The organism is Agrobacterium sp. 22117 (genome assembly GCF_052045735.1).
GTDB classification, from domain to species: domain Bacteria; phylum Pseudomonadota; class Alphaproteobacteria; order Rhizobiales; family Rhizobiaceae; genus Agrobacterium; species Agrobacterium cavarae.
On the sequence record NZ_JBQEPP010000003.1, the window covers coordinates 394297 to 415461 of the forward strand.

21 protein-coding genes are annotated in these 21165 nt (G+C 58.3%); 13 read left to right on the forward strand and 8 right to left on the reverse strand.

Going from position 1 to position 21165, the window contains the following annotated elements:
* Positions 1-63 precede the first annotated feature (63 nt).
* Positions 64-1044 carry a hypothetical protein gene (locus tag ACTJKV_RS10395; RefSeq protein ID WP_274104114.1) on the reverse strand — a complete coding sequence of 327 codons (981 nt, stop codon included), beginning with the start codon at positions 1042-1044 and terminating at the stop codon, positions 64-66.
* Positions 1045-1152: 108 nt separating this feature from the next.
* Here ACTJKV_RS10395 and ACTJKV_RS10400 point away from each other — a divergent pair, with 108 nt between their 5' ends.
* The 3 genes from ACTJKV_RS10400 (at position 1153) to ACTJKV_RS10410 (ending at position 3625) form a co-directional block, all read left to right on the forward strand.
* On the forward strand, positions 1153-1734 hold the full coding sequence (locus ACTJKV_RS10400; protein WP_274104113.1) for a nitroreductase family protein: 582 nt from the start codon (positions 1153-1155) through the stop codon (positions 1732-1734).
* Positions 1734-2339, forward strand: a complete 606-nt coding sequence (locus ACTJKV_RS10405) for a flavin reductase family protein (RefSeq protein WP_274104112.1) — start codon at positions 1734-1736, stop codon at positions 2337-2339. The genes ACTJKV_RS10400 and ACTJKV_RS10405 overlap by 1 nt, the downstream gene beginning before the upstream one ends.
* 137 nt (positions 2340-2476) lie before the next feature.
* Positions 2477-3625 (forward strand): DUF2336 domain-containing protein, encoded by a 1149-nt coding sequence (locus ACTJKV_RS10410; RefSeq protein WP_440598638.1) that lies wholly within the window; start codon positions 2477-2479, stop codon positions 3623-3625.
* A 154-nt stretch (positions 3626-3779) separates the two neighbouring features.
* On the opposite strand, the gene ACTJKV_RS10415 is transcribed toward ACTJKV_RS10410, so the two are convergent.
* Positions 3780-4178, reverse strand: coding sequence for a hypothetical protein (locus ACTJKV_RS10415; RefSeq protein WP_111850632.1), 399 nt, complete (start codon positions 4176-4178; stop codon positions 3780-3782).
* A 101-nt stretch (positions 4179-4279) separates the two neighbouring features.
* Here ACTJKV_RS10415 and ACTJKV_RS10420 point away from each other — a divergent pair, with 101 nt between their 5' ends.
* Positions 4280-4735, forward strand: a complete 456-nt coding sequence (locus ACTJKV_RS10420) for a GNAT family N-acetyltransferase (protein WP_062438880.1) — start codon at positions 4280-4282, stop codon at positions 4733-4735.
* A 9-nt stretch (positions 4736-4744) separates the two neighbouring features.
* Here the strand turns inward: ACTJKV_RS10420 and ACTJKV_RS10425 are convergent, their stop codons facing one another.
* Positions 4745-5959: an AI-2E family transporter gene (locus tag ACTJKV_RS10425; protein WP_440598639.1), complete on the reverse strand. Its 1215-nt coding sequence runs from the start codon at positions 5957-5959 to the stop codon at positions 4745-4747.
* 222 nt (positions 5960-6181) lie between these two features.
* On the opposite strand from ACTJKV_RS10425, the gene ACTJKV_RS10430 reads away from it, so the two are divergent.
* On the forward strand, positions 6182-7909 hold the full coding sequence (locus tag ACTJKV_RS10430; protein ID WP_274104110.1) for an ABC transporter ATP-binding protein: 1728 nt from the start codon (positions 6182-6184) through the stop codon (positions 7907-7909).
* A gap of 31 nt (positions 7910-7940) precedes the next feature.
* Here the strand turns inward: ACTJKV_RS10430 and ACTJKV_RS10435 are convergent, their stop codons facing one another.
* The 3 genes from ACTJKV_RS10435 to ACTJKV_RS10445 all read right to left on the reverse strand — a co-directional run bounded on the left by ACTJKV_RS10435 (position 7941) and on the right by ACTJKV_RS10445 (position 10039).
* The gene (locus ACTJKV_RS10435; RefSeq protein ID WP_062425357.1) at positions 7941-8873 is read right to left on the reverse strand and encodes a DMT family transporter; all 933 of its coding nucleotides are present in this window, start codon (positions 8871-8873) and stop codon (positions 7941-7943) included.
* Positions 8874-9046: 173 nt separating this feature from the next.
* Positions 9047-9778: an AraC family transcriptional regulator gene (locus ACTJKV_RS10440; protein WP_274102288.1), complete on the reverse strand. Its 732-nt coding sequence runs from the start codon at positions 9776-9778 to the stop codon at positions 9047-9049.
* A gap of 78 nt (positions 9779-9856) precedes the next feature.
* Entirely contained in the window at positions 9857-10039 is a 183-nt protein-coding gene (locus ACTJKV_RS10445) for a hypothetical protein (RefSeq protein WP_062425355.1), read from the reverse strand.
* A 190-nt stretch (positions 10040-10229) separates the two neighbouring features.
* On the opposite strand from ACTJKV_RS10445, the gene ACTJKV_RS10450 reads away from it, so the two are divergent.
* From ACTJKV_RS10450 to ACTJKV_RS10460, 3 genes are read left to right on the forward strand one after another with little or no spacing between them, the layout of a single operon-like run.
* Positions 10230-10814 carry an AAA family ATPase gene (locus ACTJKV_RS10450; RefSeq protein WP_274102289.1) on the forward strand — a complete coding sequence of 195 codons (585 nt, stop codon included), beginning with the start codon at positions 10230-10232 and terminating at the stop codon, positions 10812-10814.
* A gap of 14 nt (positions 10815-10828) precedes the next feature.
* Positions 10829-11401: an AAA family ATPase gene (locus tag ACTJKV_RS10455; RefSeq protein WP_274102290.1), complete on the forward strand. Its 573-nt coding sequence runs from the start codon at positions 10829-10831 to the stop codon at positions 11399-11401.
* Between the two features lie 9 nt (positions 11402-11410).
* Positions 11411-11860 carry a type II toxin-antitoxin system RatA family toxin gene (locus ACTJKV_RS10460; protein WP_274102291.1) on the forward strand — a complete coding sequence of 150 codons (450 nt, stop codon included), beginning with the start codon at positions 11411-11413 and terminating at the stop codon, positions 11858-11860.
* Here ACTJKV_RS10460 and ACTJKV_RS10465 read toward each other — a convergent pair.
* Together ACTJKV_RS10465 and ACTJKV_RS10470 are read right to left on the reverse strand one after the other, a co-directional pair.
* Entirely contained in the window at positions 11848-12351 is a 504-nt protein-coding gene (locus ACTJKV_RS10465) for a CinA family protein (protein ID WP_274102292.1), read from the reverse strand. The genes ACTJKV_RS10460 and ACTJKV_RS10465 overlap by 13 nt on opposite strands.
* The gene (locus ACTJKV_RS10470) at positions 12348-13535 is read right to left on the reverse strand and encodes a bifunctional 2-C-methyl-D-erythritol 4-phosphate cytidylyltransferase/2-C-methyl-D-erythritol 2,4-cyclodiphosphate synthase (protein WP_274102293.1); all 1188 of its coding nucleotides are present in this window, start codon (positions 13533-13535) and stop codon (positions 12348-12350) included. Before ACTJKV_RS10470 ends, ACTJKV_RS10465 begins: the two co-directional genes overlap by 4 nt.
* A 254-nt stretch (positions 13536-13789) precedes the next feature.
* Between ACTJKV_RS10470 and dusB the strand changes: the two genes are divergently transcribed.
* The 5 genes from dusB to ntrX all read left to right on the forward strand — a co-directional run bounded on the left by dusB (position 13790) and on the right by ntrX (position 21163).
* Positions 13790-14806 (forward strand): tRNA dihydrouridine synthase DusB, encoded by a 1017-nt coding sequence (gene dusB / locus ACTJKV_RS10475; RefSeq protein ID WP_274102294.1) that lies wholly within the window; start codon positions 13790-13792, stop codon positions 14804-14806.
* Entirely contained in the window at positions 14803-15948 is a 1146-nt protein-coding gene (locus ACTJKV_RS10480; RefSeq protein ID WP_274102295.1) for a two-component system sensor histidine kinase NtrB, read from the forward strand. Before dusB ends, ACTJKV_RS10480 begins: the two co-directional genes overlap by 4 nt.
* Complete coding sequence (gene ntrC / locus ACTJKV_RS10485) at positions 15945-17396, forward strand: nitrogen regulation protein NR(I) (RefSeq protein ID WP_062425347.1); 1452 nt, start codon at positions 15945-15947, stop codon at positions 17394-17396. Before ACTJKV_RS10480 ends, ntrC begins: the two co-directional genes overlap by 4 nt.
* A gap of 148 nt (positions 17397-17544) precedes the next feature.
* Positions 17545-19809, forward strand: a complete 2265-nt coding sequence (locus ACTJKV_RS10490; protein ID WP_274102296.1) for a sensor histidine kinase NtrY-like — start codon at positions 17545-17547, stop codon at positions 19807-19809.
* A complete protein-coding gene (gene ntrX / locus ACTJKV_RS10495; protein WP_062425345.1) occupies positions 19799-21163 on the forward strand; it encodes a nitrogen assimilation response regulator NtrX in 1365 nt (454 codons plus the stop codon). The genes ACTJKV_RS10490 and ntrX overlap by 11 nt, the downstream gene beginning before the upstream one ends.
* The last annotated feature ends 2 nt before the right edge of the window (positions 21164-21165 follow it).

The window sequence follows — 21165 nt, forward strand, 5'->3', positions numbered from 1 at the left end:
ATAAGATGCTGCTGTGGGGCTTGTTGGGGACTACCGCAGCGGAGCGGATCTGTGGGGAGACGGCTATTCGAAATCGCCCGTAGCGTCTTCCGGTGCCTGGTCCTTCATCAGCACTTCGACATCGGAATCCTGTCCGGCCTTCACCCTGAAATTGCGCTGGTACACCTTGTCCTTGTTACGGGCGATCGCGGTGTACTCGCCATCGGCCAGCACCATGGTGGAAAAGGCGCTGACGCTCTCATTCACCACGTCGCCGGCGCCCGTCAGCACAGACCAGGCCGTATCGGCGATCGCCTCGCCGCCATGCTCGGAGACGAGTTTCAGCGTCACTTGTGCCGCATGGTGCTGCAGCGTTGCTTCGGTCAGCTTGCCGGCTTCCACCTGGATATCGGCGCGCACCACCGCATTGACCGACCCGTATTCCGATACGACATGGTAGGTTCCGGCATTGAGACGGACGATAGTGTTCGGCTTCACATCGGTCATCACCAGCTTCCGCTCTCCGTTTTCGGAGGCTTCAGAGGCGTAGATGGAAAACTTCAACTGATTGGCGGAAATGGTCTTGTCGTTGCCGGCAACGGCATTGAGGACGAAGCCGCCAGCATCGAGAATGAGGACCTGCTTGTCGATCTTACCGGTTTCGGGAACGCTGAGCTTCTTGGTGACACCGGCGCGACCGAAGGCGACGTTGACGAAGTAATCTCCCGGCTCAAGGTGAAACTCGGCTGAACCGCCTTCGGAACTCGCCAGCATCGGCAGCTTGCCATCGGCGCCCGGAATAGGGCTGAAGACCCGCCAGGCAAGCCCCTCCATCATCGGCTCGCCTTGCTGGGTCAGCTTTGCTTCCAGCACAATATCACGGGATTTGGCCGGCTCCGGCTCGCTGGGCGAGGGAACGGCGAACGCGTTCAGCTTCGGCATTTTAGGCGTGCCGCCAAGCTGCTTGAATTCCTTGAAGGCATCCTGCGAGATGGCAATACCGGGTAGCGCGCTAGCCGAGACGAGCGCGATGCACAGACCTACTCCGATTTTGGTAAACGTCATTTCTCTCGACCGGATTGACTTCTTGTTTTTGTGGGACCACTTCAATCCGAACCGCAAGGCTATTTCAAGGCCTGTCTTTACATTGCATGCGAATGGAACGGTGCGACCATGACAACTGACATCAAGCTCATCGACTATCTGAATGTACGACGCTCGACCCCCGCCCCACAATTGACGGAGCCGGGCCCGAGCCGTGAGGAACTCGAGGAGATTCTTCGCCTGACGGTCCGCGTTCCAGACCATGGCAAGATTGCACCCTGGCGCTTCATCGTGATCCGAGGCGAAGAAAGGGTGAGATTGGGCGAAGCCGCATTGGCACTCGCTCTGAAAAAGAACCCTGACTTGAGCGCCGACTTCCAATCGGTGGAAAGAACCCGCTTCACCAGAGCACCGGTCGTCATCGCCGTGGTCAGCAAGGCTGGTCCTCACGTGAAAATCCCGGAATGGGAACAGGTGATGTCGGCAGGCGCCGTATGCCTCAACCTGCTGATGGCATCGAACGCGCTTGGTTATGCCGCCAACTGGCTGACGGAATGGGTGTCCTACGATCCTGAGTTTCTACCTGAGTTGGGCGTGAAGGATGGAGAGAAGGTGGCTGGGCTTATCTATATCGGATCGACGACGTTCCCGCCTGTCGAGCGTCCGCGCCCGGAACTGGCCGAGGTTGTGACCTGGGTCGGTGAAGCGTGATGTTCTACACCACAGACACGAACCAGCATGGCATGGCGCACGATCCCTTCAAGGCGATCGTCGCGCCGCGACCCATCGGTTGGATCGGTTCCAAGGGAAGCGATGGAACGCTGAACCTCGCCCCTTATTCTTTCTTCAACGCCATCGCGGACAAGCCCAAACTGGTGATGTTCTCATCGAGCGGACAGAAGGACAGCCTGCGCAATGTTCGCGAAAGCGGTGTCTTCACCGCAAGCCTCGTCAGCCGCCATCTCGTGGACCGAATGAATGCCTCGTCGGCACCTGTCGATTACGCCGTCAACGAGTTTGCTCTGGCTGGCCTGACCGCACGTGCGGGCGAGGTGGTCGATGCGCCCTATGTGGCGGAGGCTCTTGCCGCGCTGGAGTGCCGCGTCACGCAGATCGTGCAGCCGCATGATATCGACGGCAAGGCGGCCGACTCCTGGGTGGTCTTCGGGCAGGTGATGGGCATTCATATCGATAAATCGATCATCCGCGATGGCCGGATCGATATGGGCCTTGCGCGGCCCGTAGCCCGGATGGGCTATATGGACTACGCCGACGGCGGCGCGGATGTCTTCCAGCTGGCCCGCCCGAAGGCCTAATAGCCTCCATTTACGCCATGGTTAAGGAGCATGGTGAACCAATCGTAAACCTTTTCCCCCTAGGTTTCACCCATGGGAGGTGATCGCCGGCTCGGTAGCGAGTCGCGATAACCTCCGCGGGGTCATAAGAACATTTCTTGGGGTGCAGGGTGGTCGTAGAGGCGTTTCTCAGCTGGACGGATAAGGCGCGTGCTGGCGATAGAGCCAAGGCTGCGAAGGCCTTGGGGGCAGCCTATGTCACCTCATCCTTGCCCAAAGACAAACAGGCAGGCGCCTATATGGCGATGTCCTACCTTCTGGACGATCCATCGCCCAAAGTCCGCCAGGCGCTTGCAGACGCGCTTGCCTGCTCTGACGATGCTCCTCGTCCTATCATTATCGCACTCGCTGAAGACCAGGCCGAGATTGCCTGTCCGGTGATCATCAATTCCCCCGTGCTTCGGGAATCGGATCTTGTCGATCTGATCGGTCGAGGATCGTCGACCACCAGAGCGCTGATTGCGGCACGTGCTGAACTGAGCGCCGGCGTTTGCGCCGCCATGGCGGAAATCGGCAGCGAATGTGAAGTGATGATCATGCTGGAAAACCTATCAGCCCAGATCACACCCTTCACACTGCGGCGTGTCTCGGAGCGTTTCGGAGAAGAGTCCGAAATCCGCAATCTCCTACTGGATCGCAACGATCTCCCAGCCGATGTCCGCCACACCCTCGTCCTTCTGGTTGGAGAGGCGCTGGCCTCTGCTGGAATCGTGGGTCAGGTCATCACCGTGGCACGCGCCCGTCAGATCGTTCAGGATGCATCGGACGCAGCTGTTACGCTGATTGCCGGCGAGGCATCCGGTCAGGAAAGATCATATCTGGTCGAGCATCTGCGCCAGCACCGACAGTTGACGCCTTCCTTTCTTCTGCAGCTTCTTTGCACCGGAAAGCTCGACTTCTTCTCCGAGGCCATGTCCAACCTCTCCGGGCTTGAGGAGCGACGTGTCCGCTCGATCCTTGCAACAGGCAGAAACCATGCGGTCAAGGCGCTCTATCAGTCGACCGGTCTGTCCGGCCGCGCCCTTGAGGTTTTTATCGAGGCGACTCGTCTGTGGCGCCAGGCGGCCGAGATGCCCTATGGTGGAGCGGTCCAGCGGGTCGCCGAAAGGCTTCTCGATACGTTCTCGAATAGTGAGAGCGATCCAAGCGTCTACGAAATGATGTCGATGATTGAAAAGCTTCTGATCGTCGATCAACGTCAGAGAGCACGCTCCTTCGCCGAGGAACTGATCGCCGAGGCCGCCTGATCTTCGGAACAGACAGCTATGACGCATAAAGCGTGTTGCGATCTTTCAGATTCGTTCATACGCTTCATGCCCTTGGTTTATCACATGTGGTTATCGCAAAACCGCTCCACGCGTTTGCATGACATGCTGTCGTCCAACGGCCGCGTGGCAAGCCTTATTTGGATAGGCGTCTGGCAATCCAGGAATAGCTGTCTTCGACCATGCGCACTGGTTTGCCCAGAACCTCCCTTACACCTTCCGTCGAGGGAAGGATTTTTCGTACGCGGCCAATCGCTCGCTGCGCAAGGTTCTCCTCCTCTTGCTCCTCGGTTTGCGGCGTTTGCTTCGGAGTATCCTGCCCGGTGGTTGCCTGCTCGACGGGCGCGTCCGGCATCTGACACACGGCAACGACGACCGGATAAGAGACATTGGTGAATTGGCCAAGCTGCTTTTCCGACTCGGCGTCGCAGAGTTCAACGCTCGTCCAACGCTGTTGCATTGTCGCGATGTAGCGGCAATCGGATGCTGTGTCGTCGCAGCCGAGGATTGTCATCAAGACGAGCGCGGTTCGCATTTCACTTTTCTCCGGACGAAAGAGCTGGTTTACTCAGCGTGTCATTCAATATGATTGCAGTCTTATTGCGGCTGAAGCCGCCCAATTATTATGGAAATAGCATGCCAGTTGAAATCAATCCGGAATCACCCCGTCAGCCAGAAATCGCCCGCCTCATGGATTTGTCGAATGCCTACATGGCATCGCTCTATCCCGCTGAAAGCAACCACCTTGTCGATCTCGAGGCGCTTGAAAAACCCACTGTCTCATTCCTGGTTGCGCGAAATGACGGAGCCATTGTCGGTTGTTGTGCGCTGGTGGAGGCTGGAGACGGCACGGCGGAGATCAAGCGCATGTTCGTCGATCCCGAAGCGAGAGGCCTTCAGATCGGCAAACGCATGATGGCGGCGCTGATTGAACGCGCACAGGCGCTAAAGCTCTCAGCCATTCGCCTCGAAACCGGCATCAGTCAGCCGGAGGCGATCGGCCTTTATCGCAAGGCCGGATTTGTCGAGATCGAGCCATTCCCGCCTTACAAGCCGGATCCGCTCAGCATGTTCATGGAACTTCGTCTTTAAGCGGGGCGCCTAAACGGAGCTGGCGGCCTTCCGCGGCCTTGGAGGTTCCTCCACCAGCTCTATCTCCTCCTCAAGAACGTCATGGACGATCACGGGTTCGCCCGCCGATATTTCGGCTTCGCGCACCCACTCGCGCCAGACGGCAACCAGCAGCGCCATCAGCACGGGACCGATGAAGAGACCAAGGAAACCCATGGTCTTCACGCCGCCGACAAGGCCGAAGAAGGTTGGTAGGAAAGGAAGCTTGATAGGGCCGCCAACAAGGCGCGGACGGATCGTCTTGTCGACGATGAAGAGCTCGACCGAGCCCCAGATAAAGAGGCCGATACCAGCCGCGGGCGAGCCGCTTGCGAGAAGGTAGAGCGAGACCAGCGTGAAGGAAAGCGGCGCGCCACCTGGAATGAGTGCCATGACGCCCGTCAACACACCAAGCGTGACCGGGGAGGGGACGCCGGCGATCCAGTAGGCGATACCGAGAATGATGCCTTCGCCGATCGCGATCAGCGTCATGCCTGTCACGGTGGAGCTGATCGTCGCAGGAACGACGCGTGAGATGCGCTCCCAGCGGTTTGGCAAAATGCGTTCGCCGACAAGGTCGACCTGGCGGGCAAAGCCCACACCGTTGCGATAGACGAAAAACAGCGCGATCAGCATAAAGAGCAGCGTCAGGACAAGGTGGAATGCTCCGTTACCTGCCGCCACGATCGCGCGATAGATGTTGCCGATATTGGCGCCGCTGACGAGCTGGATCACTTCGCCGATCGCGCCAGGTGTGCCGACATAGCGTGTCCACTGTTCGCTCATCCAGACGCCGACACCCGGAAGCGCTGCAATCCACTGTGGAACGGGCGCGCCCGTCTTGTTGACCTCGACGGCCCAGCCGAACCATTCGCGAATCTCACCGGCCGTATAGGACGCAGCAATCACGATCGGCACGATGAGGAAGGTGATAATCAGCAGGATTGCGACCGTCGCCCCGATCGTATTGTTGCCGCCCACACGGGTCAGCAGGCGCCGATAGATCGGCCAGCTTGCAAAGCCGATGACGAGAGCGGCAAGAACCGGAACGAGAAAGCCGTAGAAGAAGTAGATCCCGGCTGCGACAATCAAAAGCAGAAGCCAGCGCGCCGCCGAAATAGAGGGGACCAAGGCAATGCGGGCGTGGGTAGCAGCACCCAGCCACCGGTGTTCTCCATCCGGATGATGATTGTCGGCTTTATTCACTCTAGTCTCTTTCGCATTCCCGGAGCAGCGGGTCACACTGTCACAGGTGAGATATGGGGTGCAATCTATTCCCCCGTTATTTCGCTTTTATGTTGTCGCAAAACATATTGAACGAATTTGGTAAAAATTGAGCAACAAGCTTGGACTTCTGACATGAATGTGAGAATGAGCAGGCACTTTTACAACCTCTGAGGTTTCCTGCTCCGTTCTGGGCTATTCATCATGCTGCGCCGATTCTTTGCTTACTACCGCCCATATCGGGGGCTCTTCATTCTCGACTTCTCCTGCGCCGTGCTCTCGGGTCTTCTCGAACTCGGTTTTCCCATGGCGGTGAAGCTTCTCGTTGATGTCCTGCTGCCATCATCGAACTGGCCGGTGATCATGGCCGCATCCTTCGGCCTGCTGGTGATCTATGTCTTCAATACCGGCCTGATGGCGACCGTCACCTACTGGGGACATATGCTCGGCATCAACATCGAAACCGATATGCGCCGTGCCGCTTTCGACCATTTGCAGAAACTCCCCTTCCGCTTTTTCGATAATCAGAAGACCGGCCATCTTGTCGGTCGCCTGACGAAGGATCTGGAGGAGATCGGTGAGGTTGCGCATCACGGACCGGAAGATCTTTTCATCGCGATCATGACCTTCATCGGCGCTTTCCTGCTGATGCTTTGGGTCAATGTGCCTCTCGCGCTGATCACAGCTGTGATCGTGCCGCTGACGGCCTGGGTCACCAGCCGGTATGGCACGCGCATGACCAACAATTTCCGCTCGCTCTACAATCGCGTCGGCGCCTTCAATGCCCGCATCGAGGAGAATGTCGGCGGCATGCGCGTGGTTCAGGCTTTCGCCAATGAGGATCACGAGCGCGCTTTGTTCGAAAAGGACAATCAGCGCTATCGCCGCACCAAGCTCGACGCCTACAAGATCATGACTGCCAGTACGTCGCTCAGCTATATGAGCATGCGCCTGACGCAGATGGTGATCATGATCTGCGGCGCGTGGCTCGTCCTGCACGGCGATCTGACCAATGGTGGCTTCGTCAGCTTCCTCTTGCTGGTCAACGTCTTCTTCCGCCCGATCGAGAAGATCAATTCCGTGATCGAAACCTACCCCAAGGGCATCGCCGGGTTCCGTCGTTTTACCGAGTTGATCGATACCGAGCCGGATATCGCCGACGCGCCGGACGCGATCACGGCTCCGTCGCTTCGTGGAGACATCGCCTACAAGAACGTCAGCTTTGGCTATGCCGACGGCAAGAGCGTCTTGTCCAACATTGATCTGACGATTGATGCCGGCGAAACCGTCGCCTTCGTCGGGCCTTCGGGTGCCGGAAAGACGACCCTTTGCTCGCTGTTGCCGCGTTTCTACGAGGTCACGGACGGCGCCATTACCATCGACGGCATCGATATTCGCAACATGACGCTGGCATCGCTGCGCAGTCAGATCGGCATCGTGCAACAGGACGTCTTCATGTTCGGTGGTACCGTGCGCGAGAACATCGAGTACGGCCGTCTTGGCGCGAGCGATGAGGATATCTGGATTGCAGCGCGGCGCGCGCGGCTCGATCAGGTCATCGAAGCCATGCCAGACGGCATGGAGACGGTCATTGGCGAGCGTGGCGTCAAGCTCTCCGGTGGCCAGAAGCAGCGTCTCGCGATTGCCCGCATGTTCCTGAAGAACCCGCCAATCCTCATTCTCGATGAGGCGACATCCGCACTCGACACCGAAACCGAACGCGCCATTCAGCAATCGCTTGGTGAACTTGCCGAAGGCCGCACGACGCTCATCATCGCCCATCGTCTGGCGACGATCCGTGACGCTTCGCGCATTGTCGTAGTCGATGCCAACGGCATCGTCGAAAGCGGAAACCATCAGGAGCTTCTTGCCGCGAAAGGACCATACAGCCGGCTTTATGAAGCACAGTTTGGCGCAGGCCTTATCGCGTAGTAGATCGAACATGTGGCTGAGGGCTGTGCCCTCAACCATGCACCTTACGCGGCCGATGCGCCTGCATGCACAGCAAAACGCTGAGAACAACAGAGACGATCGCGACGCTTTCGATCAGCGTCGGTCCACGGCCTTCCCATAGAAAGCCATAGAGCAGGGCGAACAGCGTTTCGAATAGGATCATCTGCCCTACCATTGTTAGTGGCAGGAGTCGGCTCATGCGGTTCCAAAGCGCGTTGCCGAAAATCGATGCCGAAATGCCAAGACCGACGGCAACCATGGTAAACTGCATCCAGTCCGAAGCGGGATGGGCAACACCGCCAAAGGCGAAAGCGGGGACAGCAAGAACAAGCGCGATGCCGCCGGTGACGACACCGGTCATCAGGTTCCATTCATCCGCACTGACAGCATGCAAGCGAACGAGCCAGCGCGCGTTGCCGACCGCGAATGCCGTCCACGATGCCAGCGCGCCGATCGCGGCTGCAAGCCCTATGAGCTTGCGAGCATCCATTGGTGTTCCGTCATGCATCAGCGACTGCCATGAAATGCCGATGATACCGACGGCGCCAAAAAACAGGGATGGCCAGAGCCGCTTCAACGAGACGGCGCCATGGTCCATGCTGCCGATAATGGTGACGGCGACCGGCAGAAAGCCGATGATGATGGAGGTGAAGGCGACCCCACTCAATTGAACGGCGGTCGAGATGAACACATAGTAGAGCAGGTTGCCAACAAGGCTAAGCCACAGGAGGGCTATCCACTCTGCACGGCCGAACTGCGCCGAGACACGTTTGATCTTCGGCGCAATCAGCACAAGCGCGATAACGCCAAAGGTCAGATAGCGGGCGGTGGAGAGTTGCAACGGTGTGAAGCCTGCCGGGATGAGCTTCGGTGCAAGAAAAATCCCGCCCCACAGCGCCCCCGCCAGCATTCCGTAAAATAGCCCCAACCCGGTCTTGTTCATGTCATGTCCTTGCGTCTATGGCGGGCTACGCATCGTGCTTTTCCGAAAATCNTTCGGAAAAGCACGATGCGTAGATTCAAAAAGATTGAGCGTCCTCTGCGCGGCCAAGAAGCCGCGCGGCGCTCTATGTGCCATGCACAAGAAATGCCTGTCTTGACATAAACTCTTACGGTTCAGGAAATGGCGTTGCGCCGATAGGCGGCAGGCGTGGTGCCGAGCGACTTCTTCATTGCGCGCGTCAAGGCTGTCTGATCGGAGAAGCCCGCCCGTGTCGCAATCTCGGCAATCGGCAAGGGCGAGCCTGAAAGAAGCGCGCAGATTTTCTTCATCCGGACATCGGCAAGCAGAGCGTGCGGCGTGGCATCAAAGTAATCGAGAAACAGAGCGTGCAGACGGCTGGTGCTGATCTCCACCTCGGATGCCATGCGCTCCACCGTCCAAGGTTGGAACGGATCGATCTCGATCAGTGCCTTGAGCGTCAGCAGTCGAGACGCGATGTCGGCCCTTTCGTCCGTGAAGCTTCCGACCAGAAGCTCTGCCCACAACCTCGTTGAGGATGAGTTGTCTTCGCCATCGTGAATGGATCGTCGCATATGGCGCGCGATAGAAGACGATCGATTGGTGAGGTCGATGAACGGCCTGTTGCAGAATCTCTCCAGTGTCGCCTCTGGGACGTATCGCTCGTCGAGATCGACGATCAGGGAGCGGTTGTTGTCCGATGTGACAATGCTGTGCTTGATATTGCCGGTAATCAGAACGGCCTTGGAGGTCGAGAGGCGCTGCTGCAACCCGCCAACCTCGATGTCCATGCTGCCTTGCAGTGGCACGACGATCTGGACGAAGGCATGGCGTTCCTCCGGCCATTCCTTTGAATAGGAACGAAGATCGACAGATGCGGCTGGCATGGCGTTCTCCTTCCCTCAAACAAAAAAGTGGCCTCGCGGCCACTTTCTAACATGAAGCATAAAGGACTGAACAGTAGTTCAGGCCTCGGTCTCCTGCTTCACCGTCGATTCGCCGCGCTTGCGCTTGCGCAGAACCGGCTTGTTCTCACGCGCTTCACACTTTGCTACATCGATAAGGTAAGCCAATACCGGCATACTGTTCATCGAGGCGAGTTGCTTGGCGGATTCGAGAAGGTTGATGATGTTGGCAAAGTCGTCCATCGTATCTCTCGGCTGGACCCTAGGTCCGGTTTATGGTTGAAAAACGCGCCAGACACGAAACCGCGCCAAAAATGATCATCTTGGCTCGGTTGCATCTCATGGCTGCAAACAATCTTCTAATTTAATAGCAATCCACCCAGCAGGGTTGCAATAGCGATTTTCTAAGAACTGCTATGCAGGGGTGATGAGGATGATCATCGTCAATGACACTAAAGAAGCCGCCGAAATCATCAAGGGCTCCCGCCGTCTTCTTGTCATGGGGTGCTCCGGCAACGGCAAAAGCACGCTGAGCAACCAGCTGTCCGAACGGCTCGGACTGCCACACATATCATGTGACCGCGACATTTTCTGGCTGCCGGGCTGGAAGCTGAGACCGAGGCCGGAGATTGTTGAGCGCATGACCGCCTTTGCAGCCGAAGACCGCTGGATTATCGATGGCAACAGCCCCGGCACGCTGCCTCTTCGCCTGCCGCGGACGGAGGCTGTCATCTGGTTGCGCTTTCCCCGCTGGATGTCTTTGACCAGCGTCGTCAAGCGCTGGCTTCGTTACCGTGGCAAAGTGCGACCGGAAATGGCCGAAGGGTGCCCGGAAAAGATCGACGCGAAATTTCTCTCCTATATCTGGAATTTCGAAAAGGCTGAGTCGCCTGAGATCGTTCAGCATATCGAGGCTGCCCGGAGGGATTTACCGGTCATCATTCTCACAAGCTACCAGGATACGAATCGCCTGCTCAGTGATCTCGACTCGGCGATTGGCGGTGAACTGAAGCGGTAGAGCGGGGGGCAGGGATGCCGAATTATATTTCTGATATCGTGGAGGCCGCGAGATTATTGGGACGTGCTTCCCGCGTGCTGGTGGTCGGCTCGTCCGGTGGCGGAAAGACAACGCTCTCGCGGCAGGTCGCGCATCACCTTCAAGCCGAATACTTCTCGATCGACCGAGATGTGCGCTGGCTCCCAAATTGGACGCAACGCGAACAAGGAGAGCAGCATCGCATCATCCGAGATATCGTTGCTCATGATCGCTGGGTGTTGGACGGAAGCAATCCCTCCACTTTCGATATTCGCTTGCCCAGGACCGATGTTGTGATCTGGATGCGCCTTTCCCGCCTCACCTGTTTGGCCGGTATTGGGCGTCGTGTCATGCGCAACTATGGGCGCGTTCGACCAGATATGGCTGACGGTTGCGCTGAACCGTTGCCCAATCTCGAATTCCTAACCTATATCTGGACATTCGAGCAACGTCACGCACCGCTTTTCGAACGCAATTTCGATCTTTACGGTCCAGAGGTCCCGATATTTCAGGTGAAATCTCGACGTGAGGCGGACCGCCTCCTTGATCTTATGCGGAGTGCACATTAATTCCGGCTCATGCCGCAATTTGAAACACGCCGCCTTGTCAAACATTCTCCCGACCGGATGTACGATCTCGTCGCCGATGTGGAGAAATATCCGGAATTTCTGCCTCTCTGTGACGGGCTCACCGTGCGCTCCAAGAAAGAGCGTGACGGCAAGACGCTGCTGGTGGCGGATATGACGGTTGGTTACAAGGCCATCCGCGAGACCTTCACCACGCAGGTGCTTTTGAAGCCGGAAGAGCGTGCTATCGATGTCAAATACCTCGACGGGCCGTTCCGCTATCTGGACAATCGTTGGCGCTTCGAGCCGACCGATGATGGCAGATGCTCGGTCTATTTCTTCATCGACTACGAGTTCAAGAACCGCCTTCTCGGCGCTTTGATGGGGTCGATGTTCGATCGTGCGTTCCGCATGTTCGCCGAAGCTTTCGAAGCCCGCGCCGACCGTATCTATGCGGAATGAGATAGTTCCAAAACCATCTCTAAAGCGGTTCTGACGGTTGAAAGACGGACCTGATCGCGGCCAATATCGCCGTAACGCATTTCACGATGAATGAGCCTGCCATCGCGGCTCTTTGCTGCCAGATGCACCAGGCCAACCGGTTTTGCGGCAGAGCCGCCACCGGGGCCGGCAATGCCCGTGACCGCGACCGAGACATGTGCACGGGAGCGAAATAGCGCGCCATGCGCCATCTGGAGCGCAGTTTCTCTGGAGACCGCGCCATAGGCTTTCAAGGTCGGCTCCAAGACGCCCAGCATGTCCATCTTCGCCTCGTTCGTGTAAGTGACGAAGCCGCGGTCGACGACGGCCGAGGAGCCGGAGATCTCGGTGAGGGCGCCTGCGATCAAACCGCCTGTGCAACTTTCCGCCGTCGACACCATATGTCCTGCCTCAGAGAAGCTTGCGATGATGTGACGGGCCCGTTCCTCGATATCCGCTGGGAAGATGCTCATACCGGCCTCTGCTGATAAACCACCGTCGCAGTCGCGATCGCTGCAATGCCTTCACGCCGTCCGACAAAGCCGATCATCTCGTTGGTGGTTGCCTTGACTGAGCAACGGTCGAGCGAGATCCCGAGAATCTCTGCCAGGTTCTCGCGCATGGCCTGGCGATGCGGTCCGATGCGTGGCGCTTCCGCGATCAGCGACACATCCGCATTCATGATCGTGCCGCCATTGCCGCGCACGACCTTTGCCGCGTGTTCGAGGAAAATCCGCGAGGCGGCACCCTTCCATTGCGGGTCCGATGGTGGAAAATGATCGCCAATATCGCCGGCTCCACACGTGGCGAGCAGGGCATCGGTCAGTGCATGAAGCGCCACATCCGCATCGGAATGGCCCTTGAGCTTTTGATCATGGGCAATGAAGATGCCACAAAGCGTCACACCATCGCCGTCTTCCAACTGATGGACATCATACCCATTGCCGGTTCGTACATCCGGAAGTGCGGCAGAAAGTTTTTCGTCAGCCATGGCAATATCCCGCTTCAAAGTAAGTTTGACATTATCGACAGATCCTTCGACGAGGCTGACGGGCAGTCCGGCCCACTCCGCAATCGAGGCGTCGTCAGTGAAATCGTCTCGGCCCGATGAGGCCGCATCACGGTGCGCTGCAAGGATCGCGCTGTATCGAAAGGCCTGTGGGGTCTGGGCGGCAAACAGGCCGCTGCGGGATACGGTCTCCCGCACCAGCGATGCCTCGCCGCGCTTCAACGTGTCTGTGACCGCAAGGGCAGGCAGCACCGCATCGGCTCCGCTTTCGAGACGTGCAGCTACCCGTTCCAGAAGATCGACATCGATGAAGGGGCGGACTGCGTCATGGATCATCACGTGCGTGACGTCATCTGCGCCAAGCGCTTCGAGCCCTGCAAGAACCGATTGCTGGCGGGTTGCACCGCCGGTGACAACGAGCATCCGCTCAGGCGCAGACAGACCAGCCTCGATCGGCTTATAGAGAGCAACATCGTCTCGGTGAATGACGACGGCTATCTTTGCGGCTTTCTGCCAGCCGAGGAACGTCCTTAGCGTGTGCTCGATAACGGGTTTGCCGCCAATCAACCGATACTGTTTCGGACCCTCTTCCGGTGAGCCTGCGCGTTCCCCGCGACCCGCTGCGACAATGACGACACCGATTTTCATATTGGATTTCCGCATTTCCCCTACGCCGTATCTGCTGTTGTTGCAGATTGACATGCGTGATCTAACGTTTCAAAAGCCGAATGACCAGCCGTGATTGGCGCCTGCTATGAGCTGAAACTCGCCTATTGCTTCGTCATTTGAACATGGCTTGCTCTTACGCAACGAAGTTTCATGAAAAAACACGCAAAAAAGCAGCGCGGGTGCTTGGCAAGCGCGAAAACGCTGTCTAAAAATAATGCAACTTTTCTATCTGCATGAAAGATCGCCAATTGCATCTCCCGGCGCTGTCAGACTCATTTCAGATCGGTAGTGTGGCTGTTCGTAACCGGGCAGTGCTTGCCCCTATGTCCGGGGTAACCGATCTTCCTTTCCGTCAACTGGCTTGGCGCTTTGGTGCAGGCCTCGTCGTGACCGAGATGGTCGCAAGCCGTGAGCTTGTCGCAAACAAGGGCGAGTCCTGGGCTCGTCTCAAGAATGCGGGCATGACGCCGCATATGGTTCAGCTTGCCGGACGCGAAGCCCACTGGATGGCTGAGGCTGCAAAAATCGCCGCCGATAACGGCGCCGATATCATCGACATCAATATGGGGTGTCCAGCAAAGAAGGTGACTGGCGGCTATTCCGGCTCCGCGCTGATGCGCGATCCCGATCATGCTTTGACCCTCATCGAAGCCACCGTGAAGGCGGTCGATGTTCCGGTTACGGTGAAGATGCGGCTGGGTTGGGACGAAAAGTCCCTGAATGCTCCGGACATCGCGGCGCGGGCCGAAGCCGCAGGTGTAAAGCTGATCACCATCCACGGTCGCACCCGCATGCAGTTTTACGAAGGCAAGGCAGATTGGAACGCAATCCGCGCCGTCCGCGACGCCATTTCCATACCGCTGATCGCTAATGGTGACGTGGAAACGCAAAGCGATGTCGCCGAGATATTGCGCCGCTCGGGTGCCGATGCGGTGATGGTGGGACGTGGGGCGCAGGGGCAGCCCTGGTTGCCGGCTGTTCTTGCCGGTCACGCAGCACCTGCGCGGCAGGAGATCGCCAATATCGCTGTTGAACATTACGAGATGATGCTCGACTTTTACGGTCTGGAGGCAGGCCTGCGTCATGCGCGCAAGCATCTCGGCTGGTATCTCGATCGCTTCGCTCCCTCAACCACGGTGGAGGAGAAGGTGCAAATCATGACATCAAAGAACACGAACGAGGTCATCGCTGTGCTGCGCGGCGCACTTGAACGCGGCGCGCAGGACGATGCTTCAAGGAAGGCCGCATGAGCGCTGGAAATTCCTCTGCGTCGGGGGGCAACGCCTTGGCAATGGCCGTTCTGAACGCCGTCCAGAACCCCGTCATTCTGGTGGATGCCGAGGGCTTTGTTGCTTTCGCTAATTGGGAGGCTGAGGCCTTCTTCGGTGCCAGTGCCGCTCATCTGGCGCGCTATCGCATTTCCACCTTCATCCCTTTTGGCAGCCCGCTTTTGGCACTGATCGATCAGGTTCGGGAACGCCGCGCGCCCGTTAATGAGTATCGTGTCGATCTGTCCTCCCCACGCCTTGGCCAAGACAAGCTCGTCGATCTGTATGTCGCTCCCGTTGTCAGCGAGCCGGGCTCGGTCGTCGTGGTGTTCCAGGAACGGTCGATGGCGGACAAGATCGACCGTCAACTGACCCATCGCGCGGCGGCTCGCTCCGTCACGGGCCTTGCGTCAATGCTGGCGCACGAAATCAAAAATCCGCTGTCCGGCATTAGAGGTGCGGCACAGCTGCTTGAATCATCGGTTCCGGATGAGGACAGAGCGCTGACACGCCTGATCTGCGACGAAACCGATCGCATCGTTTCTCTGGTCGACCGCATGGAGATTTTTTCCGACGAGCGTCCAGTGGACCGCTTTCCGGTCAATATCCACTCGGTTCTCGACCATGTCAAAGCCGTTGCCAAGGCCGGTTTTGCCCGCAACATCAAGATCACCGAAAATTACGATCCGTCCCTGCCGCCGGTCTATGCCAACCGCGATCAGCTGGTGCAGGTCTTTCTCAATCTGGTGAAGAACGCGGCCGAAGCAGTCGGTAACCAGACGGACGGCGAGATTATTCTGACCACAGCCTATCGTCCGGGCATTCGCCTTTCGGTGGCGGGCAGCCGAGAGCGCATCTCTCTGCCGCTCGAATTCTGCGTCCACGATAATGGCCCGGGTGTGCCATCCGATCTTCTGCCGCATCTCTTCGATCCCTTCATTACCACCAAGACCAATGGTTCCGGCCTGGGGCTGGCGCTGGTGGCGAAGCTGATCGGCGCGCATGGCGGCATCGTTGAGTGCGACAGCCAGAACCATCGCACAACATTTCGCGTCCTGATGCCGGTTTCGCCTGAAGTTGCACCGGACGACAGCATTATACCGAACACAGGGTCCAATCCATGACAGCAACGATTCTCGTGGCCGATGATGATGCGGCTATCCGCACCGTTCTGAACCAGGCGCTGAGCCGCGCCGGTTACGATGTGCGCATCACGTCCAATGCCGCAACGCTGTGGCGCTGGGTCTCGGCGGGGGAGGGTGACCTTGTCATCACCGATGTAGTCATGCCGGATGAGAACGCCTTCGATCTTCTGCCGCGCATCAAGAAGGCTCGTCCCGAGCTTCCAGTTCTCGTGATGAGCGCGCAAAACACCTTCATGACCGCCATCAAGGCATCGGAAAAGGGCGCTTACGACTACCTGCCCAAGCCCTTCGATCTGACGGAATTGATTGCCATCATCGGGCGCGCTCTGTCGGAGCCGAAGCGCAAGCCTGCCAAGCTCGATGACGACATGCAGGATGGCATGCCGCTCGTCGGCCGTTCCGCTGCAATGCAGGAAATTTACCGCGTGTTGGCGCGTCTCATGCAAACCGACCTGACGCTGATGATCACCGGCGAGTCCGGTACCGGCAAGGAACTGGTGGCTCGCGCGCTGCATGATTATGGCAAGCGCCGCAACGGTCCCTTCGTTGCCATCAACATGGCCGCCATTCCACGCGATCTGATCGAATCGGAACTCTTCGGCCACGAGAAGGGGGCCTTCACAGGCGCACAGAACCGCTCGACCGGTCGTTTCGAACAGGCAGAAGGCGGCACGCTTTTCCTTGACGAAATCGGCGACATGCCGATGGATGCACAGACCCGTTTGCTGCGCGTCCTGCAGCAGGGCGAATACACGACTGTGGGCGGCCGCACGCCGATCCGTACCGATGTCCGCATCGTCGCTGCGACGAACAAGGATTTGAAGCAGTCGATCAATCAGGGTCTTTTCCGCGAAGACCTCTATTATCGTTTGAACGTTGTTCCACTGCGCCTGCCACCGCTTCGTGACCGAGCAGAAGACATTCCCGATCTTGTCCGTCACTTCATCCAGACGGGTGAGAAGGAAGGTCTTGAGGGCAAGCGCTTTGAGGGTGAGGCGCTGGAGTTGATGAAGGCTTACGCTTGGCCTGGCAACGTCCGCGAACTTGAGAACCTGATCCGCCGCCTGATGGCGCTTTATCCACAGGAAGTCATTACCCGCGAGATCATCGAGCAGGAACTCCAGTCGGATGTTCCAGACAGCCCAATCGACCGGACGACCGTTCGCAGCGGCAACCTGACGATCTCGCAGGCGGTGGAGGAGAACATGCGGGAGTATTTCTCGAGCTTCGGCGAGAACCTGCCGCCACCCGGCCTCTATGATCGCGTACTTCACGAAATGGAGTATCCGTTGATCCTTGCAGCATTGACCGCCACGCGCGGCAATCAGATCAAGGCGGCAGATCTGCTCGGCCTCAATCGTAATACGCTCAGGAAAAAGATCCGCGAACTCGGCGTTTCCGTGTATCGCAGCTCTCGTACCACCTGAGGATATTGACAATACGAAGATCGTCGTTGCATTTTCGCCACAAACTGTTGCTTGAAAAACACTGTGACGTCATAGATTCGCAATCCGCGACGAATGACGTTTGGCTGTGGCGTCTCTGCCTATCATGGCGGCTTGGGAATGATGATCGATGCGTAAACCTGTCGTCGAAGGAAAAGCCGACGAGCAAGCGGCGGGCATGTTGATTGCCGACCGCCGCATGTCGTTTGCGCTGCCAGGTCTCGTTCTCGCTGGCGTAGCGTTGATCTGCGCCATCGTGACGCTGATTGTGCTCCTCGGGCTGACGCCGATCGCGCCGACCTCCAACGTCGTCATCGCTTCGGTCGTCATCAACTCCATCTTCGTCATTGGCCTGATGTATCTCATCGGCCGGGAAATCAGCCGTCTGTTGAAGGCCCGCCGCAAGGGAAGGGCCGCGGCTCGGCTGCATGTGCGCATTGTCGTGCTGTTTTCGATCGTCGCGATCACCCCGGCTGTGCTTGTGGCGATTTTCGCCAGTTTGACGCTGAATGTCGGACTGGACCGCTGGTTCGCACTGCGTACCCAGGCGATCGTTGATTCCTCCAGCAATATCGCCCAGGCCTATATGCTGGAAAATGCCGGTTATCTGCAGGGCCAGACGCTCTCCATGGCGACCGACCTCGACCGCAACCGCGCGCTCTTCTATCTCGACCGCACCGGCTTCGTCGATCTGATGACGCGCCAGGCCAAAGGTCGTGGCATGCTTGGCGCCTTCCTCGTCCAGGCGGATGGTGACGCGGTCGTGCAGGCCGATATCGCCACGGAACGCCCGCTACCGGCAATCCCGGCAGATGCGCTTGAAAAGGCCGCGGCAGGCCAGCCAACGCTCATTCCGCCGGGCGTGACCAACCTTGTGGGCGCCATCATCAAGCTTGAGGGGATTGGCGGAACGTTCCTCTACACGGTGCGCGCCGTCGATCCCAAGGTCATGTCGGCCATGCGGCTGATGGAGGAGAACCGCGCAGAATACAAGGCAATGGAATCCGGCCGTGCGCCGCTTCAGATTGCCTTTGCCATTCTCTATCTCGGCTTCGCGCTGATTGTGCTTCTCGCCGCAATCTGGACGGCGATCGCGGTCGCCGACCGTATCGTTCGCCCGATCCGTTTGCTGATCAGCGCCGCTGACAGTGTGGCAACCGGCAACCTGCATGTGCTGGTACCGGTGCGCGCCATCGACGGCGACGTCGGTCGCCTGTCGCGAACCTTCAACAAGATGATTTCCGAAATCCGCAGCCAGCAGGAAGAGATCATCGAGGCGAAGGACGATATCGATGATCGCCGTCGCTTTATCGAAGCGGTGCTCTCAGGTGTCACGGCCGCTGTCATCGGCGTCGATGAGAACCGGGTGATCACCATCGTAAATCCGTCGGCAGAAGAGTTTCTTGCTCTTCCGTCTTCCGATCTTGTCGGTGCGCCGCTCTCTGTCGCAGCACCCGAGATCGAGCATGTGCTGGCGGAAGCGTCGGCATCCGGTCGCGCAGATTTTCGTCAGCAGATCAACATTATGCGCCGCGGCAAGGAGCGCACCTTGAGCGTTCAGGTCACGCGCGAGGATGCCCGCGATGGCCGCGAGTCCCATGTCATCACGCTCGACGATATCACCGATCTTGTCATTGCCCAGCGCTCCACCGCTTGGTCGGACGTGGCACGACGTATTGCACATGAAATCAAGAACCCGTTGACCCCGATCCAGCTCTCGGCAGAGCGCCTCAAGCGCCGCTTCGGCAAGCAGATCGATGACAGCGATCGCGCGGTTTTCGATCAGTGTACCGACACGATCGTTCGGCAGGTCGGCGATATTGGCCGTATGGTGGATGAGTTTTCCGCCTTCGCCCGCATGCCGAAGCCGACCAAGGAACGCTCCGATCTGCGCACCGTCCTCAAAGATGCCACCTTCCTCAGGGAGATGGGTGCAAGCCATGTGAGCTTCAAAACCGAGCTCGGCGATAAGCCGCTGGAAGGCATGTTCGATGCCCGCATGCTCGGCCAGGCATTCGGCAACCTTATCAAGAATGCCACCGAGGCAATCGAATCGGTCGATCCTGCAGAGGGTCGCGAGGGCCGTATCCTGGTCCGTGCGGATTTTGACGAATCGAACAACCGGTTCGTGGTGGATGTCATCGACAATGGCAGAGGTCTGCCGGTCGAAAACCGTCACCGCATCCTCGAGCCCTACATGACGATGCGCGATAAGGGCACTGGGCTTGGTCTCGCCATCGTCAAGAAGATCATTGAAGAACACGGCGGTCATCTCGAATTGCATGATGCGCCCGCCGATTTCGATCATGGCCACGGTGCCATGATCAGGGTGCTGCTCCCGCGTGTCGAAGTGGTTGGCAGCGAAACTGACAAGGAAGTTGCATATGGCATCTGATATTCTGGTCGTCGACGACGAGGCCGACATCCGTGAGATCGTTGCGGGCATTCTGTCTGATGAGGGTCACGAGACGCGCATGGCGCATGACAGCGACAGCGCGTTGGCTGCCATCTCGGAGCGCGTGCCGCGGCTGATCTTTCTCGATATCTGGATGCAGGGAAGCAAGTTGGATGGTCTGGCGCTTCTCGATGAAATCAAGAACCGTCACCCTGACTTGCCGGTCGTGATGATATCCGGTCACGGCAACATCGAGACAGCGGTCAACGCCATCAAACGCGGCGCCTTCGACTTCATCGAAAAGCCGTTCAAGGCTGACCGTCTTATCCTGATTGCCGAACGTGCGCTGGAAAACTCCAAGCTGAAGCGCGAGGTTCAGGAGTTGAAGAAGCGGACTGGCGACGCTGTCGAACTCATCGGCGCGTCTCTCGCCGTTTCACAGCTTCGTCAGACGATCGACCGCGTAGCACCAACCAATAGCCGCATCATGATCCTTGGCCCCTCCGGCTCCGGCAAGGAGCTTGTGGCGCGCATGATCCACAAGAAGTCGTCGCGCGCTACTGGGCCTTTTGTTGCGCTGAATGCGGCCACGATTACACCGGAACGCATGGAGATCGCGCTTTTCGGCACCGAGGGGCTACCGGGGCAGCCACGCAAGGTTGGTGCACTGGAAGAGGCGCATCGCGGCGTCCTCTATCTCGATGAGGTCGGCGAAATGCCGCGCGAGACGCAGAACAAGATCCTGCGCGTGCTCGTCGACCAGCAGTTCGAGCGTGTGGGCGGCGGCAAGCGGGTGAAGGTCGATGTCCGCATCATCTCCTCCACGGCGCTCAATCTTGAGAACCTGATTTCCGAGGGGCTTTTTCGCGAGGATCTCTACCACCGTCTGGCCGTTGTCCCGGTCAAGGTTCCGGCACTCTCCGAGCGCCGAGAGGATATCCCCTTCCTGGTGGACATGTTCATCCGCCAGATTTCGGAACAGGCTGGCATTCGTCCGCGCAAGATCGGCGATGACGCCATGGCCGTCCTGCAGACGCATGATTGGCCGGGCAACATCCGCCAGCTTCGCAACAATATCGAACGCTTGATGATCCTGACCCGTCCGGAAGGCGGCGACACGTCTATTACCGCCGACATGCTGCCCTCCGATATTGGCGACATGCTGCCGAAGATTGCCGCACAGGGCGATCAACACATCATGACGCTTCCGCTTCGCGAGGCGCGCGAAATGTTCGAGCGCGATTACCTCGTGGCACAGATCAACCGCTTTGGCGGCAATATCTCCCGCACGGCTGAATTCGTCGGCATGGAACGCTCCGCGCTCCACCGCAAGCTCAAATCTCTCGGCGTCTGATG

Coding starts and splice junctions, on each gene's coding strand:
- ACTJKV_RS10395 (WP_274104114.1), bottom strand. CDS start 1,044: ATGACGTTTACCAAAATCGGAGTAGGTCTGTGCATCGCGCTCGTCTCG.
- ACTJKV_RS10400 (WP_274104113.1), top strand. CDS start 1,153: ATGACAACTGACATCAAGCTCATCGACTATCTGAATGTACGACGCTCG.
- ACTJKV_RS10405 (WP_274104112.1), top strand. CDS start 1,734: ATGTTCTACACCACAGACACGAACCAGCATGGCATGGCGCACGATCCC.
- ACTJKV_RS10415 (WP_111850632.1), bottom strand. CDS start 4,178: ATGCGAACCGCGCTCGTCTTGATGACAATCCTCGGCTGCGACGACACA.
- ACTJKV_RS10420 (WP_062438880.1), top strand. CDS start 4,280: ATGCCAGTTGAAATCAATCCGGAATCACCCCGTCAGCCAGAAATCGCC.
- ACTJKV_RS10430 (WP_274104110.1), top strand. CDS start 6,182: ATGCTGCGCCGATTCTTTGCTTACTACCGCCCATATCGGGGGCTCTTC.
- ACTJKV_RS10435 (WP_062425357.1), bottom strand. CDS start 8,873: ATGAACAAGACCGGGTTGGGGCTATTTTACGGAATGCTGGCGGGGGCG.
- ACTJKV_RS10440 (WP_274102288.1), bottom strand. CDS start 9,778: ATGCCAGCCGCATCTGTCGATCTTCGTTCCTATTCAAAGGAATGGCCG.
- ACTJKV_RS10445 (WP_062425355.1), bottom strand. CDS start 10,039: ATGGACGACTTTGCCAACATCATCAACCTTCTCGAATCCGCCAAGCAA.
- ACTJKV_RS10450 (WP_274102289.1), top strand. CDS start 10,230: ATGATCATCGTCAATGACACTAAAGAAGCCGCCGAAATCATCAAGGGC.
- ACTJKV_RS10455 (WP_274102290.1), top strand. CDS start 10,829: ATGCCGAATTATATTTCTGATATCGTGGAGGCCGCGAGATTATTGGGA.
- ACTJKV_RS10460 (WP_274102291.1), top strand. CDS start 11,411: ATGCCGCAATTTGAAACACGCCGCCTTGTCAAACATTCTCCCGACCGG.
- ACTJKV_RS10465 (WP_274102292.1), bottom strand. CDS start 12,351: ATGAGCATCTTCCCAGCGGATATCGAGGAACGGGCCCGTCACATCATC.
- ACTJKV_RS10470 (WP_274102293.1), bottom strand. CDS start 13,535: ATGAAAATCGGTGTCGTCATTGTCGCAGCGGGTCGCGGGGAACGCGCA.
- dusB (WP_274102294.1), top strand. CDS start 13,790: ATGAAAGATCGCCAATTGCATCTCCCGGCGCTGTCAGACTCATTTCAG.
- ACTJKV_RS10480 (WP_274102295.1), top strand. CDS start 14,803: ATGAGCGCTGGAAATTCCTCTGCGTCGGGGGGCAACGCCTTGGCAATG.
- ntrC (WP_062425347.1), top strand. CDS start 15,945: ATGACAGCAACGATTCTCGTGGCCGATGATGATGCGGCTATCCGCACC.
- ACTJKV_RS10490 (WP_274102296.1), top strand. CDS start 17,545: ATGCGTAAACCTGTCGTCGAAGGAAAAGCCGACGAGCAAGCGGCGGGC.
- ntrX (WP_062425345.1), top strand. CDS start 19,799: ATGGCATCTGATATTCTGGTCGTCGACGACGAGGCCGACATCCGTGAG.